The 23,308-nt window shown below is 71.8% G+C and carries 25 protein-coding genes; 14 read left to right on the top strand and 11 right to left on the bottom strand.

Translation table 11 applies throughout. From position 1 onward, the window contains the following. Positions 1–73 precede the first annotated feature (73 nt). Genes J5Y09_RS15910 through J5Y09_RS15880 form a run of 7 tightly spaced genes read right to left on the bottom strand, consistent with a single transcriptional unit; the run spans position 74 to position 7,334 of the window. On the bottom strand, positions 74–1,054 hold the full coding sequence (locus J5Y09_RS15910; RefSeq protein WP_209352802.1) for a Bug family tripartite tricarboxylate transporter substrate binding protein: 981 nt from the start codon (positions 1,052–1,054) through the stop codon (positions 74–76). Between the two features lie 55 nt (positions 1,055–1,109). After that, on the bottom strand, positions 1,110–2,000 hold the full coding sequence (locus tag J5Y09_RS15905; protein WP_209352801.1) for a dihydrodipicolinate synthase family protein: 891 nt from the start codon (positions 1,998–2,000) through the stop codon (positions 1,110–1,112). Further along, positions 1,997–3,184 (bottom strand): sialidase family protein, encoded by a 1,188-nt coding sequence (locus J5Y09_RS15900; protein WP_245217166.1) that lies wholly within the window; start codon positions 3,182–3,184, stop codon positions 1,997–1,999. Before J5Y09_RS15900 ends, J5Y09_RS15905 begins: the two co-directional genes overlap by 4 nt. 10 nt (positions 3,185–3,194) lie before the next feature. Beyond that, positions 3,195–4,316 (bottom strand): iron-containing alcohol dehydrogenase, encoded by a 1,122-nt coding sequence (locus tag J5Y09_RS15895; RefSeq protein ID WP_209352799.1) that lies wholly within the window; start codon positions 4,314–4,316, stop codon positions 3,195–3,197. Further along, entirely contained in the window at positions 4,313–5,359 is a 1,047-nt protein-coding gene (pdxA, locus tag J5Y09_RS15890) for a 4-hydroxythreonine-4-phosphate dehydrogenase PdxA (protein ID WP_209352798.1), read from the bottom strand. The genes J5Y09_RS15895 and pdxA overlap by 4 nt, the downstream gene beginning before the upstream one ends. Continuing rightward, positions 5,356–6,465 (bottom strand): four-carbon acid sugar kinase family protein, encoded by a 1,110-nt coding sequence (locus J5Y09_RS15885; RefSeq protein ID WP_209352797.1) that lies wholly within the window; start codon positions 6,463–6,465, stop codon positions 5,356–5,358. The genes pdxA and J5Y09_RS15885 overlap by 4 nt, the downstream gene beginning before the upstream one ends. Next, positions 6,462–7,334, bottom strand: coding sequence for an IclR family transcriptional regulator (locus tag J5Y09_RS15880; RefSeq protein WP_209352796.1), 873 nt, complete (start codon positions 7,332–7,334; stop codon positions 6,462–6,464). The genes J5Y09_RS15885 and J5Y09_RS15880 overlap by 4 nt, the downstream gene beginning before the upstream one ends. A 79-nt stretch (positions 7,335–7,413) precedes the next feature. Between J5Y09_RS15880 and J5Y09_RS15875 the strand changes: the two genes are divergently transcribed. The 13 genes from J5Y09_RS15875 (at position 7,414) to J5Y09_RS15815 (ending at position 18,946) form a co-directional block, all read left to right on the top strand. Then, a complete protein-coding gene (locus tag J5Y09_RS15875) occupies positions 7,414–8,103 on the top strand; it encodes an SDR family NAD(P)-dependent oxidoreductase (RefSeq protein ID WP_209352795.1) in 690 nt (229 codons plus the stop codon). Between the two features lie 133 nt (positions 8,104–8,236). After that, on the top strand, positions 8,237–9,019 hold the full coding sequence (locus J5Y09_RS15870; protein WP_209352794.1) for an ABC transporter ATP-binding protein: 783 nt from the start codon (positions 8,237–8,239) through the stop codon (positions 9,017–9,019). Next, positions 9,016–9,774 carry an ABC transporter ATP-binding protein gene (locus J5Y09_RS15865; RefSeq protein ID WP_209352793.1) on the top strand — a complete coding sequence of 253 codons (759 nt, stop codon included), beginning with the start codon at positions 9,016–9,018 and terminating at the stop codon, positions 9,772–9,774. Before J5Y09_RS15870 ends, J5Y09_RS15865 begins: the two co-directional genes overlap by 4 nt. Next, complete coding sequence (locus J5Y09_RS15860; RefSeq protein WP_209352792.1) at positions 9,771–10,958, top strand: ABC transporter substrate-binding protein; 1,188 nt, start codon at positions 9,771–9,773, stop codon at positions 10,956–10,958. Before J5Y09_RS15865 ends, J5Y09_RS15860 begins: the two co-directional genes overlap by 4 nt. Further along, entirely contained in the window at positions 10,958–11,824 is an 867-nt protein-coding gene (locus J5Y09_RS15855) for a branched-chain amino acid ABC transporter permease (RefSeq protein ID WP_209352791.1), read from the top strand. Before J5Y09_RS15860 ends, J5Y09_RS15855 begins: the two co-directional genes overlap by 1 nt. Continuing rightward, positions 11,824–12,720, top strand: a complete 897-nt coding sequence (locus J5Y09_RS15850; protein WP_209352790.1) for a branched-chain amino acid ABC transporter permease — start codon at positions 11,824–11,826, stop codon at positions 12,718–12,720. The genes J5Y09_RS15855 and J5Y09_RS15850 overlap by 1 nt, the downstream gene beginning before the upstream one ends. Beyond that, entirely contained in the window at positions 12,717–13,220 is a 504-nt protein-coding gene (locus J5Y09_RS15845) for a GAF domain-containing protein (protein WP_209352789.1), read from the top strand. The genes J5Y09_RS15850 and J5Y09_RS15845 overlap by 4 nt, the downstream gene beginning before the upstream one ends. 30 nt (positions 13,221–13,250) lie before the next feature. After that, entirely contained in the window at positions 13,251–14,489 is a 1,239-nt protein-coding gene (locus J5Y09_RS15840; protein WP_209352788.1) for a metal-dependent hydrolase family protein, read from the top strand. A 25-nt stretch (positions 14,490–14,514) separates the two neighbouring features. Next, positions 14,515–15,729, top strand: coding sequence for an ABC transporter substrate-binding protein (locus tag J5Y09_RS15835; RefSeq protein ID WP_209352787.1), 1,215 nt, complete (start codon positions 14,515–14,517; stop codon positions 15,727–15,729). A 1-nt stretch (position 15,730) separates the two neighbouring features. Further along, the gene (locus tag J5Y09_RS15830) at positions 15,731–16,591 is read left to right on the top strand and encodes a branched-chain amino acid ABC transporter permease (protein WP_209352786.1); all 861 of its coding nucleotides are present in this window, start codon (positions 15,731–15,733) and stop codon (positions 16,589–16,591) included. Continuing rightward, entirely contained in the window at positions 16,591–17,481 is an 891-nt protein-coding gene (locus tag J5Y09_RS15825) for a branched-chain amino acid ABC transporter permease (protein WP_209352785.1), read from the top strand. Before J5Y09_RS15830 ends, J5Y09_RS15825 begins: the two co-directional genes overlap by 1 nt. Further along, positions 17,478–18,239 carry an ABC transporter ATP-binding protein gene (locus J5Y09_RS15820; RefSeq protein ID WP_209352784.1) on the top strand — a complete coding sequence of 254 codons (762 nt, stop codon included), beginning with the start codon at positions 17,478–17,480 and terminating at the stop codon, positions 18,237–18,239. Before J5Y09_RS15825 ends, J5Y09_RS15820 begins: the two co-directional genes overlap by 4 nt. Then, positions 18,236–18,946 (top strand): ABC transporter ATP-binding protein, encoded by a 711-nt coding sequence (locus J5Y09_RS15815; RefSeq protein ID WP_209352783.1) that lies wholly within the window; start codon positions 18,236–18,238, stop codon positions 18,944–18,946. The genes J5Y09_RS15820 and J5Y09_RS15815 overlap by 4 nt, the downstream gene beginning before the upstream one ends. Positions 18,947–19,003: 57 nt before the next feature. On the opposite strand, the gene pcaG is transcribed toward J5Y09_RS15815, so the two are convergent. Genes pcaG through J5Y09_RS15795 form a run of 4 tightly spaced genes read right to left on the bottom strand, consistent with a single transcriptional unit; the run spans position 19,004 to position 22,284 of the window. After that, the gene (gene pcaG / locus J5Y09_RS15810) at positions 19,004–19,639 is read right to left on the bottom strand and encodes a protocatechuate 3,4-dioxygenase subunit alpha (protein WP_209352782.1); all 636 of its coding nucleotides are present in this window, start codon (positions 19,637–19,639) and stop codon (positions 19,004–19,006) included. A gap of 4 nt (positions 19,640–19,643) precedes the next feature. Beyond that, complete coding sequence (gene pcaH, locus J5Y09_RS15805; RefSeq protein ID WP_209352781.1) at positions 19,644–20,372, bottom strand: protocatechuate 3,4-dioxygenase subunit beta; 729 nt, start codon at positions 20,370–20,372, stop codon at positions 19,644–19,646. 15 nt (positions 20,373–20,387) lie between these two features. After that, a complete protein-coding gene (locus tag J5Y09_RS15800; RefSeq protein ID WP_209352780.1) occupies positions 20,388–21,224 on the bottom strand; it encodes a 3-oxoadipate:acetyl-CoA acetyltransferase in 837 nt (278 codons plus the stop codon). A gap of 55 nt (positions 21,225–21,279) precedes the next feature. Then, positions 21,280–22,284: a Bug family tripartite tricarboxylate transporter substrate binding protein gene (locus J5Y09_RS15795; RefSeq protein WP_209352779.1), complete on the bottom strand. Its 1,005-nt coding sequence runs from the start codon at positions 22,282–22,284 to the stop codon at positions 21,280–21,282. 157 nt (positions 22,285–22,441) lie between these two features. Here J5Y09_RS15795 and J5Y09_RS15790 point away from each other — a divergent pair, with 157 nt between their 5' ends. Beyond that, positions 22,442–23,308, top strand: a complete 867-nt coding sequence (locus J5Y09_RS15790) for a shikimate dehydrogenase (RefSeq protein ID WP_209352778.1) — start codon at positions 22,442–22,444, stop codon at positions 23,306–23,308.

The following is a 23,308-nucleotide window of genomic DNA, read 5'->3' as shown; positions in this document are numbered from 1 at the left end:
CAAGGCCGGGGGCCTGTGCGGCGGGGCGTGGGGGGCGAGTGCTCCCCCCGGGCAGCGTGAGAGCGCCCTGCGGCTATTCCGGCTGGTAGTTGACGCTGCGCAGCAGTTCGGTGGCGCGGGTGATCTCCGCCGCGATGAAGCGCCGCGTTTCCTCGATGCTCTCGGTCACAGGCTCCAGCACCTGGCTCTTCAGGCGATCGACCATGGCTGGTTCGCGCATCGTCTCCTGCATCAGCGCGTTGACCCGCTGGTTGATCTCGGCCGGCGTGCCCTTCGGGGCCCAGACGCCGTACCAGGACTGGAAGCGGTAGTCCGGCAGCCCTGCCTCGGCCATGGTCGGGACGTCGGGCGCCAGCGCGGAACGCTGTGCCGTCGCGATGCCCAGCGCCCGGACCCGGCCGTCCCCGGTCGCTGGCAGAAGAGCGAAGCTGGGGTCGATCAGCAGATGCGCGTTCCCGCCCATCAGGTCCGTCAGGGCGGGCTGCGTGCCGCGATAGGTCACCATGTCGATCTCGACGCCGGTACGGCGCCGGAACTCGATCGTCGCGAGATGGCCGGCCGACCCGAGGGAGGAGATCGCGAAGCTCCATTCGCGCGGCTTCTCCCGGGCCGCGGCGACGACCTCGGCCAGCGTGCGCTGCGGGCGCTGGCCGCTGATCACCATGACCAGCGGCGCCTGCGCCGTGCGCGCCATCACTTCGAGGTCGCGCTGCGGATCGAAGGTCGCGCCCCGCAGCACCAGCGGCATGACCGCGGTGTTGAAGGCCGAGGCGAGCAGGGTGTAGCCGTCCGGCGCCGCCTGCAGCACGGCGTTGGTGCCGATCAGGCCGGCGCCGCCGGTGCGGTTCTCGACCACCGCGGTGGCCCCCAGCTTCTCCTGGAGCCGCTGCGCCAGCAGGCGCGCCAGCGCGTCGTTCGCCGCTCCCGGCGGCCAGGGGCAGATGACGCGGATCGGCCGGCCGCGCGGCCAGGCATCCTGCGCATGGACGGCCGGCGTCGCCAGCAACCCGAGGCCGCCTGCGGCGGCCGTGGCCAGAACTTTGCGTCGATTCATGGTGTCCTCCCTCACGGTGAATGGGCGCGGGCGTTGCCGCGGCCAGGTAGATTCCTCACTCGTCCAGCAGCACTCGGCGCTCCGCCTCGCTCAACGGCAGCAGGGGTGGGCGGAGCCGATGCCAGCCGTCCTCCCCGGTGCGATGCGCCAGCAGCGCCTTCAGCGACGCCATCTGCGCGAAGCGCGATGCGCGGTTGCGCATGCCGACGATGCGCGCCTGCGCCGCCTCCACCTCCGCCGCACGGGCGGGATCGGCATGATGGCGGAAGACGAAGGCGAGGTCGGCGCCGACCAGGTTCGATGTGGCGGTGATGCAACCTGCACCGCCCTTGCGCAGCAGCGGCAGCATTAGCGGATCGGCGCCGGCCAGCACGGCGAGGCCGGGGAAGGTGTCGACCAGCGCGTTCATGTGCGCGAGATCCCCGGCCGAATCCTTGATGCCGGTGAAGGTGCCGGGAAAGGCGTCGCGCAGCCGCGCGATCACGGGGAAGGGGATCGGCACCGCCGACATCTGCGGGATGTGGTAGAGCACGACACGCAGGCGCGGATCCGCCACGCGCTCCACCACCTCGGCATAGGCGGCGAACAGGCCGTCATCCGTCACGCCCTTGTAGTAGAAGGGCGGCAGCATCACGACGGTGGTGACGCCGAGCGAGAGCGCATGGCGCGTCAGCGCCACCGTCTCGCTTAGCGCCGTGACGCCGGTGCCGGGCAGCAGGCGCTCCGGCGCAATGCCCGCGGCGACCACTGCCTCCAGCAGCGCGCGGCGTTCGTCGGATGAGAAGGAATTCGCCTCCCCGGTCGTGCCAAGCAGGGCGATGCCGTCGCAACCCTGCGCAAGCAGCCGACGGCAATGCGCCACGAACAGCGGATGGTCGGGCGTGAGCGCCGCCGTCACGGGCGTAAGCGCGGCGCAGAACACGCCGCGCGGATTCAGCATGGTCATTTGCCCTCTCCCGCGACCCAGCCGGGTGCGATGCGGACGTATTTGATGGTCTGCCGCCAGTAGGTGTAGGCGACGTGCAGCATCCCGTCCGGCGTCTGGCACAGCGACGGGTATGAGAATTCCCGGTTAAGCCGGTCCTTCGAATTGTTGGTCATGCAGTAGCCGTCGCCCGTCTCGAGGTTGCGCCGGACGGGCCAACTGCGGCCCTGGTCGGACGAGAGCGCCAGCGTCATCGGTGCGCGCGGCGCGCCCCAGAAGGCGGTACGGCCGGTGCTGGGCGGCACCGCCGGTGCAAGCTCCTCGCCGCCGATGTCGTCGTAGAGCGACACGCGCCGTCCGGTCGCATCGGCCACGCTCGCGTGATTGTAGGCCATGGCGAGCCGGCCATCGGCCAGGCGGATCGCCATCACCGAGGAATTGTTGTTCGGCAGGTCCGTCGGCACCGGCGCCGACCAGGCCCGCCCGCCGTCGGAAGACCGGCTCATATGGATCGAGTCAGCCCAGCGGCTGCGATAGAAGGCCACCAGCGTGCCGTCGCGCAGGTCGACGATGCTCATATGGACGCAGCCCGTGCTCCCAGGCACCGCGTGCTCCGTCCAGGTCGCGCCGGAATCCGAGGAGATCATCACCGAGCTGGTGTCGAGGTCGCCTGTCCAGGCGCCCGCCGGCGGCTTCGTGCAGCGCCAGATCGGCAGCAGCCAGTCGCCGCTGTCGAGCACCGTTATCGGGCTGCGGATGAAGGTGCCGAAGCCGGGCTGCTCGCCGAACAGCGTCTCGATCGGTCCCCAGTTGCGGCCGCCATCGCTCGAGATACGGCGGCGAATGATGGCGGTGTCCTGGTTCCCCGAGACCTGTGCTGTCCAGAGCAGCCAGAGCTTCCCGTCGGGCGCGTGGAACATCAGCGGGTTCTGCTCCGACCGTGTCGGGTCGTTGGAAAGCCGCACCGCCGGCGACCAGCGATCCGCCCCCGCGGCGAGGCGTGAGAAGTGCACCGAGATGTCGGGCACGCCCTCCTGCGTCCCGCCGAACCACACGCAGCCCATGTCGCCGCCGGGCAGCGGCAGCAGGAAGGCTGCGTGGTTCTGCACGCAGGGCGTGGGGATGAACGCTTCGATGCGCGTCGGATCGCCGGGCGCCGGGGTCAGGATCTCGGGGCGTTCGATCACGCCGGCGGCGTCGGGCATGGGCATCTCCTCACAGCGCCGCGCGATAGATCTCAAGGATCTGCTCGCGGCTCATCTCGCGCGGGTTGTTGTCGAGCAGGCGGCGGATGGCATGCGCCTCCGTTGCCATGGCGGGCAAGTCGTCCTCCGGCACGCCGAGGCGGGACAGGCGCATCTCGATGCCGAGCGCGGTGCAGTAGCCATGGGCGGCGGCGAGCGCGTCCCGCGCGCCGCCGAGGCCGAGCGCGTCCAGGACCAGCGCCGTCTTTTCCGGCATCGCCGACGCGTTGAAGGCGAGCGTGTGCGGGAAGATCACCGCGCAGGCGAGGCCATGCGCGACATGGTGCCGGGTGCCGAGCGGATAGGCCACCGCATGCCCCGCCGTCGTGTTCACGGGACCGAGGCAGAAGCCACCATAGAGCGACGCCAGGGCGAGCCCGGCCCGCGCCTCCCTATCGCTGCCATCCGCCACGGCGCGGGCCAGGAAGCGGCCGACGAGGCGGATGCCCTCCAGCGCATAGAGATCGATCAGCGGATGCGCCTTGCGGCTGGTGAATGCCTCGGCGCAATGCGCCAGCGCGTCGACGCCGGTCGCCGCTGTCACCGCGGCGGGCACGCTCATGGTCAGGTCGGGATCAATCACGGCGAGGTCGGCGACCATGTGCCGGCTCTGCACCGCGAGCTTGTTGCGGCTCGTGGGGTCGGTGACGAGGGCGCGCGATCCCGCCTCGCTGCCGGTACCCGAGGTCGTCGCCACCTGCGCCAGCGCCACGCTGCGGCGGGCCACCTTCTCCGGTCCAACCACCTCGGCCAGCGTCTGGCCGCTGCCTGGCAGCACGGCGACGAGCTTGGCGAGGTCCATCGCGCTGCCGCCGCCGAAGCCCACCACCAGCTGCGGCCGCGTGCGCTCGGCGATCGCCAGGGCGGCTTCGAGGTTGGGGATGTCGGGCTCAGGCTTCACCGCGCCGAAGACCGTCACCTCGCCCGGCAGGCCAAGCAGCTCGACGCGCGCGGCGTTGGACGCGCCAGCGATGACGAGGCTGCGCGTGATGTCCCGCTCGCGTGCCCAGGGCCCGATGGCGGCCACCTGGCCGGGGCCGAAGGCTATGCGCGCCGGGCGGTCGATCTCGATGGCGCGAAGCAGGTCGGTCATGGGCCGGGGTCCAGCGTGGCGGGGCGATGGGCGGCGAGCCGCTCGGCGTATTCGATGGCCTCGATCAGGCTGCGCTCGCTGGCGATGCCCTTGCCGGCGATGTCGAAGGCGGTGCCGTGGTCGACCGAGGTGCGGATCACCGGCAGCCCAAGGGTGATGTTCACCCCCGACAGCGCATCCCATCGCCCCGTCGCCGGATCGACATGGAAGCCGAGCAGCTTCACAGGGATGTGCCCCTGGTCGTGGTACATCGCCACCACCGCGTCGAACTGCCCGGCGCGCAGCTTCACGAAGACGGTGTCGCCCGGCACCGGGCCCGTCACATGCAGCCCGTCGGCCACCGCCTGCGCGATGGTGGGGGCGACCACGTCGATATCCTGGCGACCGAACAGCCCGCCTTCCCCCGCATGCGGGTTCAGCGCGGCTACGGCGATGTGCGGGCGTTCGATGCCGAGGCCGCGCAGCGCCTGCTGCGTCAGGTCCAGGACGAGGCGGATGCGGTGGGGCGTGACGCGCCTGGGCACATCCTCGAGCGCGCAATGGGTGGTGACGTGGCTGACGCGCATGTTGCCGTGCGCCAGCAGCATGACGCTGCCCTTCACGCCGGTCAGTTCGGCCAGCATCTCGGTATGGCCGGCATAGTGGTAGCCGGCCTTGTTCAGCGCTTCCTTGTTCAGCGGCGCGGTGACGATGGCGCCGACCTTGCCCGCCTGGGCGAGCCGCACGCCGTGCTCGACCGCAAGATAGGCGAAGCGGCCCGCATCGGCGCTGAGCATCCCCGGCGCGATCGGCGCGCCCTCTGGCCCGGCCTGGAGAAAGCCGAGCGCCGGCCAGTCGCGGTCACTGGCCGAGACCTCCGGTATCGCGAGCTCCGGCGCCAGTGCCGCGCGCGCGCGCTCCAGCGCGACGCCGCTGCCGATCACGAGAAGCCGCAATGCGCCGGCGGCGATCCGGTCCGTCAGCGCAAGGCACGCCTTGACGATGATCTCCGGCCCGATGCCCGCCGGGTCGCCCATGGTGATTGCGAGATGGCGCGGCGTCATGCGGGAATGCTCCAGGAGGGCACGATGGTTTCGGCCAGCAGGTCGCGCCACAGCGCATCCCCGCCGAAGGCGCCGGATTTCGAGATGACGGCGACGCCGTCCCAGGCGCCGCCGCGGAAGACGGAACGCGGCACGCCCGGCTGCACGAGGCTCGTCGCCTCCAGGCCGCGCGCGCCGAGCGCGTCGCAGATCGCGCGCAAGGTCTCCCCGCCCGCGGCGATCAATGTGCCGGGCGGTGGCAGTCGTCGCGTGAGTCCCGCCATGGCCGCGGCGATGCGGCGCGCGGCATCGGCGCGGCCGAGCCCATCGGGCAAGGCGATGGTGACCATGGCCACGCCCGTCTCCGCCAACATGCGCGCGATGTCGGCCGCCGCCTGCGCGTCGCCTTCCGCCACGGCGATCGTGCAAGGCGCGCAGGCGGCGAGTTGACGCGCCGTCGCCGGCTGGTCGGAGCCGAACAGCCCAAGCACCGGGCCGCGCAGCGCGCTGCTCGCGGCCGCCGGCGCGTGGGCTGCCAGGGCACGGGCGAGGCCGCCGCTGCCGCACCACAGGACCGGGCCGGCCGCGGCGCGGCCGAGTGTGGCGATGCGGGCCAGATCCGCCTCGTCCTCGGCGTCGAAGATCGACAGGCCCGGCGGCAGGGGCGCCGAGGGATCACCGCGTCGCGGCCGCAGACCCTCCGGCGCGAGCAGGTCGGACAGCCCCGGCCCGACGCCGGACAGCGTCCCGTCGGGCTGCCGCAGCATCACGCGGCCACCGCGGGTGACGCGCCCCTGCGCGGGGAATGCGGGGGCGAGAACGACATGCTGCCAGGCGTCTGTTCCAAGGCAGGCGGCGAGTTCCGCCGCGACATGGCCGCGCAGCAGGCTGTCGATCTTCTTGAAGGCGATGTCCGCGCCGCGCAGCGCGGGTGCCAGCGCGCGCACCCTCGCCGTCGCCTCCTCCCGCGAGATCTCCCGCGTGCCGGCATCGATGGCGAGGCTGCCCGTGGCGGCATCGACCGCCCAGCCCACCGGCACTGCGCCGCACAGTCCCGTCAGCTCGGCCGCCGTGTCCAGCGCGCCGGTCAGGTCGTCGGCCAGCAGCCGCAGGACCGGTCGCGTCATCGCGTCCCCCCGCCCAGGCCGATGGCGCCGAGGGACAGGCGCAGCGCGGTGCCGAGTTCATCTGCCAGCGCACGGACGCGCGGTGCGGTCAGGGCGGTGAACTCGGCCAGCGTCAGGCGGTCGCCGCCGGCGGTCAGGCTCACCCCCGCCGCCGGCGCGCCGCGTGCATCGAGCACGGGGGCGGCAACGGTGCGCAGGCCATAGGCGTTCTCGCCATCGGAGACCGCGTAGCCACGGGCCCTGACCTCATCGAGCCGCAGGAGCAGCGCGTCGAGGTCGGTCAGCGTGCGGTCCGACAGCTTCACGCGGGGCACGCTCTCGAGCTGCGCGACCTGCTCGTCGCGCGGCAGCCACGCCAGGATCGCCTGGCCGAGCGCGGTGGCGTAGGCGCCGATGCGCGTGCCAGGGCGGCGCACCACGCCGTGGCGCTCCAGCCCGGCCTCGACGCGGGCGAGGTAGATCACCTCGCCTTTCTCCAGCAGGCCGAGGGAGCCGGCATCGGCCACCTCCGGCACCAGCTCGCGCAGCAGCGGCTGCGCCAGGGCCGGCAGGTCGCCGGCCGAGAGCGCGGCATAGCCGAGTTCCAGGCATTTCAGTGTCAGCCGGAAGCGCCGCCCGTCCGGCACGGTGCGCAGATAGCCCAGGCCGACCAGGGTGTGAATCAGCCGGAAGGCGGTCCCGCGGTCGTGGCCCGTGTGGGCGGCGACCTCGGCGACCGTCAGCTCGGGCTGGCCTGGGCCGAAGGCCTTCAGCACGGCGAAGGCCTTGGCGACGGACTGGACCAGGTTCTTCGGGTTCTCGACGCGTCCCCGCGTGCCGTCCACCGCCGCCTTCTCCCCCTTCTTCACGCTTGATCGGAATGCGAACATTTGTTCGAAATGTCTCGCTTTGCTATCTGGCGGTCGCCCGCGCTGTCAAGCTGGGCGCCACCATCCATGGAGACGCCGGATGACGCCGGAGACCGCCGCAGGCCACGCGATCGTCACCGGTGCCAGTTCGGGCATCGGCGCGGCCATCGTCGCGCGGTTGCTGCGTGACGGATGGCGTGTCACCGGCCTCAGCCGCCGGGATCCGGGCCTCGCTGATCCGCGCTTCGCCCACCGTGCGGTGGACCTGCTGGACGCGGCCGCCCTGCCGGACGCCGTCGCCGATCTTCGCCCCACCGCCCTGGTGCATGCCGCGGGCCTGATGCGCGGCGGCGCGGTCGGTTCGCTGGATGCCGAGGCGGGCCGGATGCTCTGGCGCCTGCATGTCGAGGCGGCTTCGCTGCTGGCGGACCTGTTGGTGCCCCGCATGACGGAAGGTGGGCGCATCGTGCTGGTCGGCAGCCGTACCGCCGCGGGATCGGCCGGGCGCAGCCAATACGCCGCGTCCAAGGCGGCGCTGGTCGCCATGGCGCGGTCCTGGGCGATCGAACTCGCCCCGCGGGGCATCACGGCCAATGTCGTCGCGCCGGCGGCCACCGACACGCCGATGCTGCGCGACCCCGCGCGCAGCGCGGTGGCGCCGAAGCTGCCGCCGATCGGGCGCTACATCCTGCCCGAGGAGATCGCCGCGCTGACGGCCTTTCTGCTCGGCCCGGAGGCCGGCGCGATCACCGGCCAGCAGATCGTCGTCTGCGGCGGCAGTTCGCTCTGACGCTCGACCTGCGGCGGGGGCATCCGCGGGCGCAGGCGTGCGCGACATCTTCGCGGCACGGCGCCACGGAATCCCGGGACGCCGGACGAGGCCCCCTTGCAACGCGCCACGAAATCCGCCGTGCTGTGACATCATGAATGTCTCCCGGAACGACCATGCGCTGCTGCGGGTCGCAGGGCTGCGCCTGTCCTTCGGCGGGCTTGCGGCGCTGGACGGCGTGACCTTCGAAGTCGCGCCGGGACGCATCACCGCGCTGATCGGCCCGAACGGCGCGGGCAAGACAACCCTGTTCAACGCCGTCTCGGGCCTGTTGCGCCCGCAATCCGGCAGCGTGCGGTTGCGCGGGGTGGAACTGCTCGGGCTGCCGCCGGAGCGGATCACGGCGCAGGGGCTGGTGCGGTCCTTCCAGATCGCGCGTGGCTTTCCCAGGCTCTCGGTCTTCGAACACCTCCTGCTCTATGGCCGCGACCAGCCGGGGGAGGGCTGGGCCGCCGCGCTGCTGGGCTCCGCCGCGGCACGGCGGCGGGAAGCCGCGCTCGCGGAGCAGGCGCTCGCGGTCGCGCGCCGCCTGCGCCTTGCCGCGGTCATCGACAACCAGGTCACGGCGCTGTCGGGCGGACAGAAGAAGCTGCTCGAGATCGGGCGCGTGCTGATGGCCGAGCCGGTCCTGCTGCTGCTCGACGAACCCGCGGCCGGGGTGAACCCGACGCTGGCGGAGGAGATCGGTGACCTGCTGCGGGCGCTTGTCGCGGAAGGGCGGACCATCCTGCTCGTCGAGCACGACATGGCGCTGATCGAACGGATCTCCGACCACGTCGTCGTCATGGCGGCGGGCCGGACGCTGGCCGAAGGGACCTTCGCGGCGATCCGCGACGATGCCGCCGTGCAGGACGCCTATCTGGGCGGCGCGCGGTGACGGCCCTCGCGGTGGACGCGCTGAGCGGCGGCTATGCGGCTGCCGACCATGTGGTGAAGGGCGTGTCGCTTGCCGTCGCGCCCGGGGAGCTGCTCTGCGTCATCGGGCCAAACGGCGCGGGCAAGTCCACGGTCCTGAAGCTGCTGACGGGGCTGCTGCGGCCGCGCGCCGGGCGCGTCGCGCTGGATGGGCGGGACGTCACCGGGCTGTCGCCGCGCCGGATGATCGAGGCCGGGCTTGTCCTGGTGCCGCAGGAGCGCAACGTCTTCGGGACCCTCACCGTCGAGGAAAACCTGGCGATGGGCTGCTTCCTCGACCCGCGCCGCGCGCGGGCGCGGATGGCGGCGGTGACGGAGCGCTTCCCGCTGCTGGCCGAGCGCCGCCGCCAGGCCGCGCGCACCCTGTCCGGTGGGCAGCGGCAGATCCTCGCCATGGGTCAGGCGCTGATGAGCGAGCCGCGCGTTCTCCTGCTGGACGAACCCACCGCCGGCCTGTCGCCCAAGGCGGCGGATGACCTTTTCGCGCTGGTGCGCGCCACGGCTGAATCGGGCGTCGCGGTGCTCATGGTCGAACAGAACGCGCTGCAGGCGATGCAGGTCTCCGACCGCGCGCTGGTGCTGGTCGATGGCCGCAACGCGCATGAGGGCCCGGCGCCGGCCCTGGCGCGCGACCCCGAGATCCGACGCCTGTTCCTCGGCGGGCGCGGAGCGGGCAGGATGGATGCCTCAGGGACTGGAAGGGAGACACAGCGATGACGCTTCTCACCCGCCGCGCGGCCTTGGCCGCGGGCGCCGCCATGCTTGCCGCGCCGTCGCTGGCGCGCGCGCAGGGGGCGCCCATCCGGCTCGGCACGCTGACGCCGCTGACCGGCGCCGGCGGCCCCTATGGCCCTGTCATGGCCAATTGCGTGCGCGCGGTGATCGCCGAGGTGAACGGCGCCGGCGGCGTGCTCGGCCGCCAGCTGCAGCTGGTCAGCGAGGACGACCAGACCAATCCCGAAGCGGGCGTGCGGGCCGCGCGGAAGCTCATCGACGTCGACCGCGTCGCCGCCATCATGGGCACCTGGGCATCCTCCGTGACCACCGCGGTGGCGCCGCTGTGCTGGGAGAGCCGCACCTTCCTCGCCACCGTGTCGGGCGCCGATTCCATCACCGCCCTGCCGCACAATGGCTGGCTGGTGCGCACCCAGCCCAATACGACGCTGCAGGGGCGGAAGTTCGGCGAATACGCGCTGGAACTCGGTGCCAGGCGCGCCTTCTTCATGGCGCCGCAGACGCCCTTCACCCAGTCCCAGTTCACCAACATGAAGGCGGCGCTGGAACGCGGCGGCGGTGCGGCCGAGCTGCTGGTCTACGACGCCAACAAGCCGTCCCTGCGCACCGAGGTGGACCAGGCGCTGCGCTTCCGCCCCGACATCATCGTCATGGGTGGCTATACGCCGGACACCACCGTGCTGCTGCGCGACATCTTCCGCGCGGGCTACACGGGCCGGAAGCTCGCCTTCGCCTATTCGGTGAATCAGCAGATGCTCTCGGCCCTGCCCAACGAGGTGACCGAAGGCATCCACACCCTGGCGCCGTCCCCGGCGGAGGATTCGGGCGGCTATGCGCGGGTGCGGCGCATTGTCGGCAACGACAACCCCGACCCCTACACCTGCCAGATCTACGACCACGTGAACCTGGTGGTGATGGCCATGGCCGCCGGCCGCGACGGCACGGGCCAGGCGATCCGCGACAGCATCCGCCGCGTCAGCCAGGGCGGCGGCGACCGGGTCGACAATGCGGTGGACGGGCTGCGCATCGTCGCGGCGGGGGGGAAGGTGGATTACGACGGCGCCTCGGGCCCCTGCGACTTCACCGATGCCGGCGACATCAGCGACTGCAGGTTCCGCTACGAGCAGGTGCGCGCCGGGCGCCAGACCCTGCTGCGCATCGCCTGATGGCCGAGGCGCTGGCCCAGGCGCTGATCAACGGCGTGATCGCCGGCACCATCCTCGCGGTGCCGGCGCTCGGCTTCACGGCGATCTTCGCGGTGCTGAACTATCCGAACTTCGCCATCGGCGCGCTGGCGACGGTCGGTGCCTATGCGGGGTGGGTCGGCAACACCGCCTTCGGCCTGCCGATGGCCGCGGCGCTGCCGGTCGCCTTCCTCGCCGCGGCCCTGGCGGGGCTCGCGGTGCAATGGATGGCGGTGAAGCCGCTCGAAGCCGCCGGGGCGCTGATGATGGCGATCGCCTCGCTCGCCGCGGGCCTGGTGCTCGAGAACATGCTGCGCTTCGGCTTCGGCAACGAATTGCGCGGCTTCGACCTGCCGCTGCTGCGCGACTGGCGCTTCGGCGCCTTCCGCGTCGGGCCGCAGCAGGTGGAGAACTTCGTGCTCGCCCTGGCCTGCATGGCGCTGCTCTGGGCCTTCCTGCGCTTCAGCCGCACCGGTCGGGCGATGCGCGCGGTGGCGGACAACCGGGATCTCGCGCTGCTGCGCGGCGTGGATCCGGTGCGCGTCGCGGCGGTGACCGTCGCGGTGGGCGCGGGGCTTGCGGGCATGGGCGGGATGCTGGTCGGGCTCGACACCTCGGTCGATCCCCTGGTGGGCACGCGGCTGGTGCTGTCGATCTTCGCCGCGGCCGTGCTCGGCGGGCTTGGCTCCATCCCAGGCGCGGTGGCGGGTGCCATCGCGATCGGCGTGGCGGAGGAAGTCGCGGTGCTCGCCTTCAACCCCGCCTATCGGCTGGTGGTGGGCTTCGTCGCCATCCTGGCGGTGCTGACGCTGCGCCCGTCGGGGCTGTTCGGCGCGCGGGCCGGCTGATGGTTTCCTACATCGTCTTTCTGCTGGTGATCGCGGGCATCTATGCGCTGCTGGCGCAGAGCCTCTGCCTCGCCTGGGGCGTCACCGGGCTGGTCAATCTCGGTCTCGCTGGGTTCTTCGCCATCGGCGCCTATGCCTCCGCCACGGTGGTGAAGTGGGGCGGCGCGCCGGTGCCGCTTGGGCTGGTCGCGGCACTGGCCGCGGGGGCCGTCGCGGGGTTCGTCGTCTGCGTCTCGACGCTTCGGTTGCGCGACGACTACCTGGCGATCGTCACCCTCGGCTTCGCCGAGGCGGTGCGCGTCGTCGCCTCCAACGAGATCTGGCTGACCGGCGGGACGGACGGGATTTCCGGCATCCCCGCCGGTCTGCCGCGCGACTGGGGGCAGGGCTTCCACCTGGCGTCGCTCGCGGTGGTCAGCGCGGTGGTCGGCCTTGTGTGGCTGGCCTTGCGGCGGCTGGTCGCTTCGCCCTGGGGCCGCGCGCTGCGCGCGGTGCGCGAGGACCAGATCGTCGCCGCCGTCGCCGGCAAGCGCGTGACACGGCTGAAGGCGGAAGCCTTCGCCATCTCCGCCGCCATCGCGGCGCTCGCGGGCGCGCTCTATGGCCACTACACCTCCTACATCGCGCCCGAGATCTTCCAGCCGCTGGTCACGATCTACGTCTTCCTCGCCGTGACGGCGGGCGGCAACGGGCGGCCGACCGGTGCGACGGTGGGCGCCTATCTGCTGATCGCCTTCCTGGAGGCGACACGGTTCGCCGCGGAGGTCGTGCCCGGCGTCAGCGCCCTGCAGGCCGCGGCGCTGCGCGAAATGGCGGTCGGCATCGCGCTGATCCTGCTGCTGCGCTTCCGCCAGAGCGGCATCTTCCCCGAACTGAACCAGAAGGCCCCCGCATGACGCCCGCACTCGTCGCCCTGGCCCGCGCCGCCGCGGCCTCCGTCGATCCCGTCGCGGTGTTCCGCGCAGCCGAGGCCGCATCCGCGGCGCTCATCCGCCATCGCCTGTTCACCGTGCTGTTCGTTGTCCCCGGCGGGGCGGAGGTCGAGCGCGTCTATTCCTCCGACCCCGGCGCCTATCCCCTGACCGGGCGCAAGCGCATGGGCCCGACGCCCTGGGGCGAGCATGTCCTGGCGCAGGGCCGATGCTGGATGGGCAATACCGCCGAGGAGATCCGCTGGGCCTTCCCCGACCACGAATTGATCGCAAGCCTGGGCTGCGCCGCCTGCATCAACGTGCCGGTGCGCGAGGGCGGCGAGGTGGTCGGCACGCTCAACATCCTCGACGCCGCCGGCGCCTATGCCGAGCCCGACGTCGCCGCGGCGGAGGTGATCGCAGGATTCCTGCCGGGCGCGCTGCGCCGCGCGGCCCATCTGGCCGCCGCCGCGCGGGCGGATTAGCGTCGCGCGCTTCGACCGGAGACCACCCGCATGACCGACGCCGTCCTTTTCGAGAACGCAGCCATCCTGGACGGCAGCGCCGATGGCGCCGTGCCGGGCCACGTCCTGGTGGAGGCCGGCGTCATCAAGGAGGTCAGCGACACCCCGATCGCCGCAGCCGGCGCGCGCCGCGTCGACCTGCGCGGCCGCACGCTGATGCCGGGGCTGATCGATGCCCATGTGCATGTCGTGGCCGGGGTGGTGAACCTCGGCTTGAACGCCATGCTGCCCGACCCGCTGGTCGCTTTCCGCGCGGCCAGGATCATGCACGGGATGCTGATGCGGGGCTTCACCACCGTGCGCGACCTGGGCGGCTGCACCCACGGGCTGCGCATGGCGCGGGACGAAGGGCATTTCGACGGGCCGCGGCTGAACATCTCGGGCAAGGCGCTGTCGCAGACCGGCGGGCATTGCGACTTCCGCGGCCGGCACGACACGCGCGACACCGCCTTCTTCGCCGCGCGGCTGGGCAGCCTCGGCCGGCTGGTCGATGGCGTCGCCGATGTGCGGCGCGCCTGCCGGGAGGAGATCAAGGCCGGCGCCGACTACATCAAGATCATGGCCAATGGCGGCGTCGCCTCGCCCACCGACCCCATCGCCTTCGTCGGCTTCTCGCGGGAGGAAGTGCTGGCCGCGGTCGAGGAGGCCGAGAACGCCGGCACCTATGTCGCGGCGCACCTGTACACCGACAGCGCGATCCGCCGCGCCGTGGAATGCGGCGTGCGCAGCCTCGAGCACTGCAACCTGATCGAGGAGGAGACCGCGCGCTTCGCCGCCCATCGCGGCGCCATCGCCTGCCCGACCCTGGTCACCTACCAGGCGCTGAAGGACGAGGGGGCGGCGATGGGTTTCCCGGCCGAATCCGTCGCGAAGATCGACGATGTGCGCCTCGCGGGGCTGCGCTCGCTCGAGATCATGCGTGATGCCGGGCTGACCATGGCCTATGGCACCGACCTGCTGGGCGAGTTGCACCGCCACCAGTCGGAGGAATTCGTCATCCGCGGCCGCGTGCTGCCGGCGATCGAGGTGATCCGCAGCGCCACGCTGAACGCGGCGAAGCTGCTGATGTCCGAAGGGCGCATCGGCTGCGTCGCCCCGGGCGCGCATGCCGACCTGATCGTGGTCGAGGGCGATCCGCTCAAGGACCTGGCGCTGCTGACGGGGCAGGGCAAGCATCTTTCCGCCATCATGCTCGGCGGCCGCTTCGTGAAGGACCAGCTGGCGGCCTGAGCCGCCCAACAGGGAGACCAGGACCATGACCATCACCCGTCGCATCGTGCTGGCCGGCGGCGCCGGCGCGCTTGCCATGCCGAATGTCGTGCGCGCACAGGGCGAAACCTTCCGCGTCGGCGCGCTGAACCCCGTGACCGGCGCGGGCTCGCCCTATGGCTCGGGCATGCAGCGCATGATCGCCGCGGCGGTGGAGGCGATCAACGCCGCCGGTGGCGTCAATGGCCGCCGCATCGAGCTGTTCAGCGAGGACAGCCAGACCAGCCCGCAGGCCGCCGTGCTGGCCGCCAAGAAGCTGATCGAGGTGAACCGGGTGCGCGCCATTGTCGGCACCTGGTCCTCGGGCGTGTCGCTCGCCGTCATGCCGCTGACCAACGACGCCGACATCCTGCTGATGCACACCTCCGGCGCGCCGGCGCTGTCGACGCCGCCGGTCAACGCAAAGGGCCTCGGCTACCGCTTCCAGGCGACCAACGACCGCTTCGGGCGCGCCTTCGCCGAGATCGCGGCGCGGGAGGGGTTCCGCCGCCCGGCGACCATGGCGTTCAACAACGCCTCGGGCATCGGCAACACCGACGGCTTCCGTCGCGCCTGGGCCGCCAAGGGCAGCCAGAACGGCGAGCACGTGGTCTACGAACCCAACCAGCCCTCCTACCGCGCCGAGCTGCTGCGCGTGCTGAACACGCGCCCGGACGTGATCGTGATGGGGTCCTTCCTGCCCGACACCACGATCATCCTGCGCGAATGGTTCCAGACCGGCACGCCGATGAAGTGGATCATTCCCGGCTGGGCGGCGAACCCGCAGCTGGTGCAGGCGCTGGGCCCGGCGGTGACGCAGGGGATCATCGCGGTCGAATCAGTCTCGAACGAGGGGGCGCCCGCCTTCGCCGCCTACGATGCCGCGCATCGCCGCGCCATGAACAACCAGCCAGGCACCGCCAACGCGTATGCCGCCATGACCTGGGACATGGCGAATACGCTGGCGCTCGCGATCGAGCAGGCGAAGTCCTTCGAGACCGCGGCGATCAACGCCGCCATCCGCCAGGTGGCAAACCCGCCGGGCGAGGCGGTGGCGACCTTCGCCGAAGGCAAGGCCGCGATCGCCGCCGGCCGGAAGGTGAACTACGAGGGCGCGTCCTCCGTGCTCGACTTCGACCAGTTCGGCGACGTGACGCCCGATTTCGGCGCCTACTTCATCGAGCAGGGCCAGTTCAACCGGCGCTACGTGGTCAAGATCTGAGGTGTTCGGCCAGCTCCTCGTCGCCGGCATCGTGCATGGCCTGATCATCGGCCTCGCCGCGCTGGCGGTGACGCTGGTCTTCGGCATCGCCCGCTTTCCCAACGCGGCGGCGGGCGACACGATGACGGCGGGCGCCTATGCCGGGCTCGTCGCGCACAAGGCCAGCGGGTCGCTGCTGGTCGCGGGCGGCGCGGCGGTGGCGGCCTCGGGGCTGCTGTCGCTGTTGGGCTACCTGCTGGTGTTCCGGCCGCTTGCACGGCGGCCGGTGGCGTCGCTGCTGGTCGCCGCGATCGGCGTCGCCTTCCTGATCCGCGCGGTGCTGGGCATCGTCTTCGGGCACCAGCAGCAGGTCTTCCAGGTGCCGCTTGCCTGGCCCATCGAGGTCGCGGGCATTCGCATCCCGCCGATGGACCTGACGCTGGCCGGGGTCGCGGCCTGCGCGCTGGCCGGTGCCTTCGGCGTGCTCTACCTGACCTCGATCGGGCGGCAGATGCGCGCGGTGGCGGACGACCCGGACCTCGCGCGCATCTCCGGCATCCGGCCGCTGCGTGTGATGGTGACGCTGTGGTTGCTCGCCGGCGCCGCGGCGGGGATCGCCGGGCTGATGCTGGGCGTGAAGACCGTGGTGGCGCCGGAGATGGGCTGGGAGGGGCTGCTGTCCGCCTTCGCCGCGGCGATCCTCGGCGGCATCGGATCGCCGGTCGGCGCGGTGGCGGCGGGGCTTCTGCTCGGCATCGCGCAGGAGGTCTCCACCCCCTATGTCGGCTTCACCTACAAGATCGCGCTGTCCTTCGCGGTGATGCTGGCGGTGCTGTTGTTGCGCCCGCGCGGCCTGTTCGGGCGGGTCGAGGGCGTGCGCTGATGGAGGCGTATCTCGTCGCCATCGCCATCATCGCCGCGATCTACGTGCTGCTGACGCTCGGCCTGACGCTGCAATACGGGCTGACCGGCCTGGTGAATTTCGGCCATGTCGGCTTCTTCGCGATCGGCGCCTATGCCTCGGCGCTGATCAGCATGCAGGGCGTGCCGCTGGTCCTGTCCTTCGCCTGCGCGGCCGCCATCGCGGCGCTTGCGGCCTATCCGATCGGCCTCGTCGCGCTGCGCCTGCGCGACGACTATTTCGCGGTGGTCACGCTCGGCTTCGGGGAGACGGTGCGCCTGGCCATCACCTCGGAGAAATGGCTGACCAACGGCGTGCAGGGCATTCCTGGCGTGCCGAAGGCCTTCGCCGGCATGGGCATCGGGATGGCGGGCGCGCTGGCGACGCTGGCCGCCGTCGCGCTGGCCTGCGCCGTCGCGGCGCTGATGCTGCGGCGGATCACGCGGTCTCCCTTCGGCCGGGTGATCGAGGCGATCCGCGACAACGAGGACGCGCTGCGCGCGCTGGGCAAGGATCCCGCGCGCTTCAAGATCCAGGTGCTGGCGCTGGGCTCGGCGCTCGCGGGCCTCGCCGGCGCCTTCTACGCGCACTACATCACCTATCTCTCGCCGGACCAGTTCATCCCGCTGGTCACCTTCTATGTCTGGATGGCGATGATCATGGGCGGGGTCGGGCGCGTCTCCGGCGCCGTGGTCGGCGCGCTGCTGCTGATGCTGTTCCTGGAAGGCACGCGCTTCCTGCGCGACGTGGCACCCGACCTGATCTCGGCGGTGGACATGGCGTCCGTGCGGCTGGGCGCGGTCGGTCTGGCGCTGGTGCTGTTCACCCTGTTCCGCCCGCAGGGGCTCATGGGCGACTACACCCGGCGATGACGCTGTCGGTGCGCAACATCGCCAAGTCCTTCGGCGGCTTCCGCGCGCTGGACGACGTGTCGCTCGAAATGCCGGCGGACGGGCTGCTCGGCATCATCGGGCCTAACGGCGCGGGCAAGTCCACGCTGTTCTCGGTGATGTCCGGCTTCATGACGGCGGATGCGGGCGGGGTGTCGCTGCATGGTCGGCCGCTTGACCGGCTGGGCGCTGCGGCCCGCGCCCGCGCCGGCATGGTGCGCACCTTCCAGGTACCGCGCGAGTTCCACCACCTGACGGTGCGGGAGAACCTGATGGCCGCCGCGCCGGGCCAGATCGGCGAGAACCTCCTCGGCGTATTCCTCAGCCCCCGGCGCGTGAGCGCGGAGGAAGCGGCGATCCGCGCCGAGGCCGAGGCCACGATGGATTTCCTGCGGCTTTCGCCGGTGGCGGACACGCCCGCCGGGCGTCTGTCGGGCGGGCAGAAGAAGTTGCTGGAGCTCGGCCGCGCGCTGATGGCCAAGCCCCGGCTGATCCTGTTGGACGAACCCTTCGCCGGCGTGAATCCGGTGCTGATCGGACAGATCATGGACCGCGTCGCGGCGCTGAACGCGCGTGGCATCGGCTTCCTGGTCATCGAGCACGACCTGGATGCGCTGTCGCGCCTCGTGCCGCGGCTGGTGGTGATGGACCGCGGACGCGTGCTCGCCACCGGCGCGCCGGATGCCGTGCTGGCCGATCCCGCGGTGCGCGAGGCCTATCTCGGCGGTGCCGTGGCATGAGCCTGCTGGCGATCGAGCACCTGACCGGCGGCTATGGCGAGACCGACATCCTCAACGGCATCGACCTGACGGTGGAGGCCGGCGAGATCCTGACCGTCGCCGGCACCAACGGGGCCGGAAAGTCGACGCTGGCCCGCGCGGTGATGGGCCTGCTGCCGCGCGTGGCCGGGCGCGTCGCGCTGGATGGGCGCGACATCCTGGCCGAACCGGTGGAACGCCGGCTCGCGCTCGGCATCGCCTATGTGCCGCAGGTCGGCAACGTCTTCGCCTCGCTGAGCGTGATCGAGAACCTGCAGGTCGTGCAGGGCGTGCGCGACGCGCGGGCGCGCATCGACGAATTGCTGGCTGCCTTCCCGGCGTTGGCGGAACGCCGCCGCGCCCGTGCCGGCAGCCTCTCGGGCGGCGAACGCCAGCAGCTCGCCTTCGCCCGCGCGTTGATGGCCCGGCCGCGGCTGATGATCCTGGACGAGCCGACCGCCGCGCTGGCACCGGCGCGCATCGCGGAATCCTTCGCGCGCATCCGCGGGCTGCCGGCGCTGGGCGTCAGCGTGCTGATGGTCGAACAGCGCGCGCGCCAGGCGCTGGCGATCTCCGACCGCGGCTGCATCCTGGATGGCGGGCGCGTCGCGATGCTGGGTCCGGCCACGACGCTGCTGGCGGATGAACGCGCGGCGGCGCTGTATCTGGGGCGCGCCGCCGGGGCGTAGGGCGCCTGGGCACGTGGCCGAGGTGCCATGTCGCCGTGGGGCCGGATGCTCCGACCGTCAGACGTCGAAGAACACCGTCTCCCCCTCGCCCTGCAGGCGGATGTCGAGGGTGTAGACCGGTTGGCCGTCGCGCAGGCTGCGCGGCGCGATCAGCGTCTCGCGTCGCGCCGGCTGCTCGATGATGCGCAGCACCGGATCCTCGGCGTTCGCGGCCGCCTCGTCGCCGAAATACAGCCGCGTGGCGAGGCCGAGGTTGATCCCGCGCGCGACGATCCAGAGGCTGACATGCGGCGCCATGGGCTTGTGCCCGCTGCGTCCGGCGACGCGGCCCGGCTTGATCGTCTCGAAGGCCCAGAGGCCGGTCTCGAAATCGGTACCGGTGCGGCCCCAGCCGCGGAAGGTCTCGTCGCGCGGCCCGGGCTGGCGGTCGGCGGGATGATTGAAGCGGCCATGCGCGTCGGCCTGCCAGATCTCGACAAGCGCATCGCGCACCAGCGCGCCCGTGCCGTCGAAGATCCGGCCCTCGATGCGGATGCGCTCGCCCTGCGTCGCGGGTCCGACGAGCACGTCGCCGATGTTGGTCTCGAAGATGTCGAAGCCCGCCTGCTTCGGGATCAGGCCGATATGCACGTAGGGGCCGGCGGTTTGCGACGGCGTCTCGGGCAGGTTGCCGAGGATGTCCTGCGGGATCATGGCGTCAATTCCCCTGCAGCCGGTTCTCGAACAGCGTGGACCGCGCGCCGCGCAGCACGATGTCCCAGCGATAGGCGAGGGTGTGCAGCGGCACGCTGGCATTCAGGTCGAGCAGCGCGACCAGCCTCTCCCTCGCCGCCGGATCGGGCACGGTCTGCAGGATGCTGTCGTGGCGGATCAGCGGGTCGCCCTCGAAATACATCTGGGTGATCAGCCGCTGTGCGAAGCCCGATCCGAAGACGGAGAAGTGGATATGCGCCGGCCGCCAGTCGTTCACGCGGTTGCGGTAAGGGTAGGGGCCGGGCTTGACGGTGCGGAAGGCGTAGCGGCCCTCCGCATCCGTCAGGCACCGGCCGCAGCCGCCGAAATTCGGATCGATCGGCGCGTCGAAATTATCGTTCCTGTGCCGGTAGCGCCCGGCCGCATTGGCCTGCCAGAACTCCACCAGCACGCCGGGGACGGGCCGCGCGCTGCCGTCCAGCACGCGGCCATGGACGATGATGCGCTCGCCCACCGGCGCGCCGCCGGCGCGGGCGTAGTTGCGCACCAGGTCGTTGTCGAGCGGGCCGATCTCATGCTGCCCGAAGGCCGGGCCGGTGACCTCCGACAAGGAATTCTGCAGCGAGAGCAGCGGGCGGTGCGGCGCGCGGAAGACGCTCGTCTTGTAGATCGGCGTCAGCGCCTGCGGATGCGCCGCCGTGTCGCGCGCGACGAATTCGCGGTCCGCGGTCATGTCTCGTCTCCTTGCTCAGCGCGCCGGCGGCAGGCCGAGGAGGCGTCGCGCCTCGGCGGCGGTGGCGACCGGGCGGTCATGCTCCGCGCACATCCGCGCCACATGGGCGACGAGCGCGGCGTTGGACGGCGCGAGCGTCGTGCGGTCCAGACGGATGTTGTCCTCGAGCCCGGTGCGGCAGTGCCCGCCCATCTCGAGCGCCCAGCGCGCCACCTCGAATTGGTGCCGGCCGATGCCGGCCGCCGTCCAGGTGGCGCCCGGCAGCAATTCGCGCAGCAGCTTCACCTCGAACTCCAGGATGTCGCGGCGCGGCGGCAGGGCGTGCTTCACGCCAAACACGAACTGCACATGCGGCGGCGGCAGGATCAGCCCCTCGGCCACGAGGTCGGCGGTGTTGGTCAGCATGGCGAGATCGAAGACCTCGATCTCCGGCTTGATGCCGCCGTCGCGCATCGTGACGGCGAGGCTGCGCACGAAGTCGGGCGGATTTTCGTAGACGATGGTCGGGAAGTTGACCGAGCCCGTGGCGAGCGAGGCCATGTCCGGCTTCAGGTGCAGCATCGCGCCGCGGGCGTCCAGCGCGCGGCCGCGCCCGCCGGTCGAGAACTGCACGATGATGTCCGGGCAGTGCTTGCGGATGCCGTCCTGGAAGGCGGCGAACTTCTCGGGGTCGCTCGACGGTGTCTCGTCGGCGTTGCGGACATGCACGTGCACGAGCGCGGCGCCGGCCTCATAGGCCGCATGCGTGCTCTCGATCTGCTCGGAAGTCGTCACCGGCAGCGCCGGATTGTCCTTCTTGCGCGGCACCGAGCCGGTGATCGCGACCGAGATGATGCAGGGTGCGCCTGGCATGTCGATCTTCCGCCTGGAGGGGGGCGGCGGCGGGTGGACCGCCGCCGCGCCGGCGTCATTCCGCGGTGATGCCGCGGACGCGGATCAGCTCGCCCCACTTCGCGACCTCGGCCCGGTAGTAGGCGGGCCACTGCTCCGGCGTGCCGGGGGTGGGGAAGATGGAGTTCTGGCGCAGCCGCTCGAGCACCTCGGGGTTGCGCATCACCGCATCCTTCGCCGCGGCGAGGCGTGCGATGATCGGCGCGGGCGTGCCGGCGGGGGCGAGCAGCGCGAAGTTGCTCGTCGCCTCGAAGCCCGGGAAGCCGCTCTCGGCGATGGTCGGCACGTCCGGGGCGAGGGGGTTGCGCGTCGGCGTGCTCACGCCGATCGCGGTGATCGTCCCCGCGGCCATCAGCGGCAGGGCGGTGACGCCATCCACCATCGCGACCTGCACCTCGTTCGTGATCAGCGCCTGCACGGCCGGCGCGCCGCCGCGATAGGTGACGTTCTCGATGCGGATGTCGGCGCTGCGCAGGAACAGCTCGGTCGCGAGATGCGCCGAGGACCCGGCGCCCGAGGAGCCGTAGGACATGCGCCCCGGTGCTTCCTTCGCGCGCGTGACGAGGTCGGCGATGGTGCGCACGCCGATCCGCGGGTTCACGCAGAGGAAGATCGGCGAGACCGCGAGCCGGCCGATGCCGACGAAGGCGGTGTCGTCGTCATAGCCGCGGTTCGGGAACAAATGGCGCGACATGGCGTAGGTGGAATTCACGCCGAGCAGCAGCGTCTGGCCGTCTGGCCGCGCGCGGGCGACCGAGGCGTGGCCGACCGTGCCGGAGGCGCCGGGGCGGTTGTCCACGACGAAGTTCCCACCGAGTTCGCGCGACAGGGCCTGCGCGACCACGCGGGCGACGAAGTCGGTCGAGCCGCCGGGCGCCCATGCGACGACGATGGTGACGGGGCGGTTGCCCGGATAGGCCTCCGTGCCCTGGGCCTGCGCCGCGCGCGGGCGCAGCGCGCTGCCGCCGGCGGCGAGAAGGGTGAGGGCCCCGAGGCCGAGGCGACGACGATCGAGCGACATTGCGCTGCTCCCTGAACGGTTTTCCCCACGCGGTCCCCGGCTGCGGCATGCATCCGAATTCCGCGTTGACGTGTATGTACTGGTTAGTACAAAATGCCGTCAAGCGAAAATCATGGCCCCGTCGATCGCGACGCAACGGGCCTGGGGAACACCGCCAATGACCCTGTGGGATGAACGCCCGCCACTCCTCGCCGGCCTGATCGGCAGCGGCATCGCCGGGTCCCGCACCCCCGCCATGCACGAACGCGAAGGCGCCGAGCAGGGGTTGCGGCTGGTCTATCGCCGCATCGACCTCGACGCGCTGCGCATCGGCGCGGACCGTCTGCCGGACCTGCTCCGCGCCGCCGAATGGATGGGCTTCGCCGGGCTGAACATCACCTATCCCTGCAAACAGGCCGTGCTGCCGCTGCTCGATGAGCTTTCGCCGGACGCAGCCGCGCTCGGCGCGGTCAACACGGTGGTGCTGAAGGATGGGCGACGGGTCGGCCACAACACCGACTGCACGGGCTTCGCCGCCGCCTTCCGCCGCGGCCTCCCCGATGTCCGGCGCGACAGCGTCGTCCAACTCGGCGCCGGCGGCGCGGGCTCGGCCGTCGCGCACGCGCTGCTGTCGGAAGGCGTCGGTCGGCTCCTGGTCTCGGACACCGATCGTGGCCGGGCCGGGGCGCTCGCCGCCGATCTCTCGGCCCGCTTCGGGGCCGGCCGGGCGGTGGCGTGCGAGGACCTTCCCGCCGCCATCGCCGCGGCCGACGGCGTGGTGAACTGCACCCCGGTCGGCATGGCCAAGCTGCCCGGCACGCCGCTGCCGCCGGGCCTCCTCCATCCCGCGCTGTGGGTGGCGGAGATCGTGTATTTCCCGCGCGAGACGGAACTGCTGCGCGCCGCGCGCGCGATCGGATGCCGCACGCTCGATGGCGGCGGGATGGCGGTCTTCCAGGCGGTCGGCGCCTTCAGGCTGTTCACCGGCCTCGAACCCGACGCGGAGCGGATGCTCCGCCACTTCGCCGGGATGCCGGTGGGCTGA

It is taken from the genome of Roseomonas nitratireducens (assembly GCF_017813355.1).
Taxonomy (GTDB): domain Bacteria; phylum Pseudomonadota; class Alphaproteobacteria; order Acetobacterales; family Acetobacteraceae; genus Neoroseomonas; species Neoroseomonas nitratireducens.
Note: the sequence above shows the minus strand (reverse complement) of the source record. Positions and strands in the feature narration are given on the sequence as shown.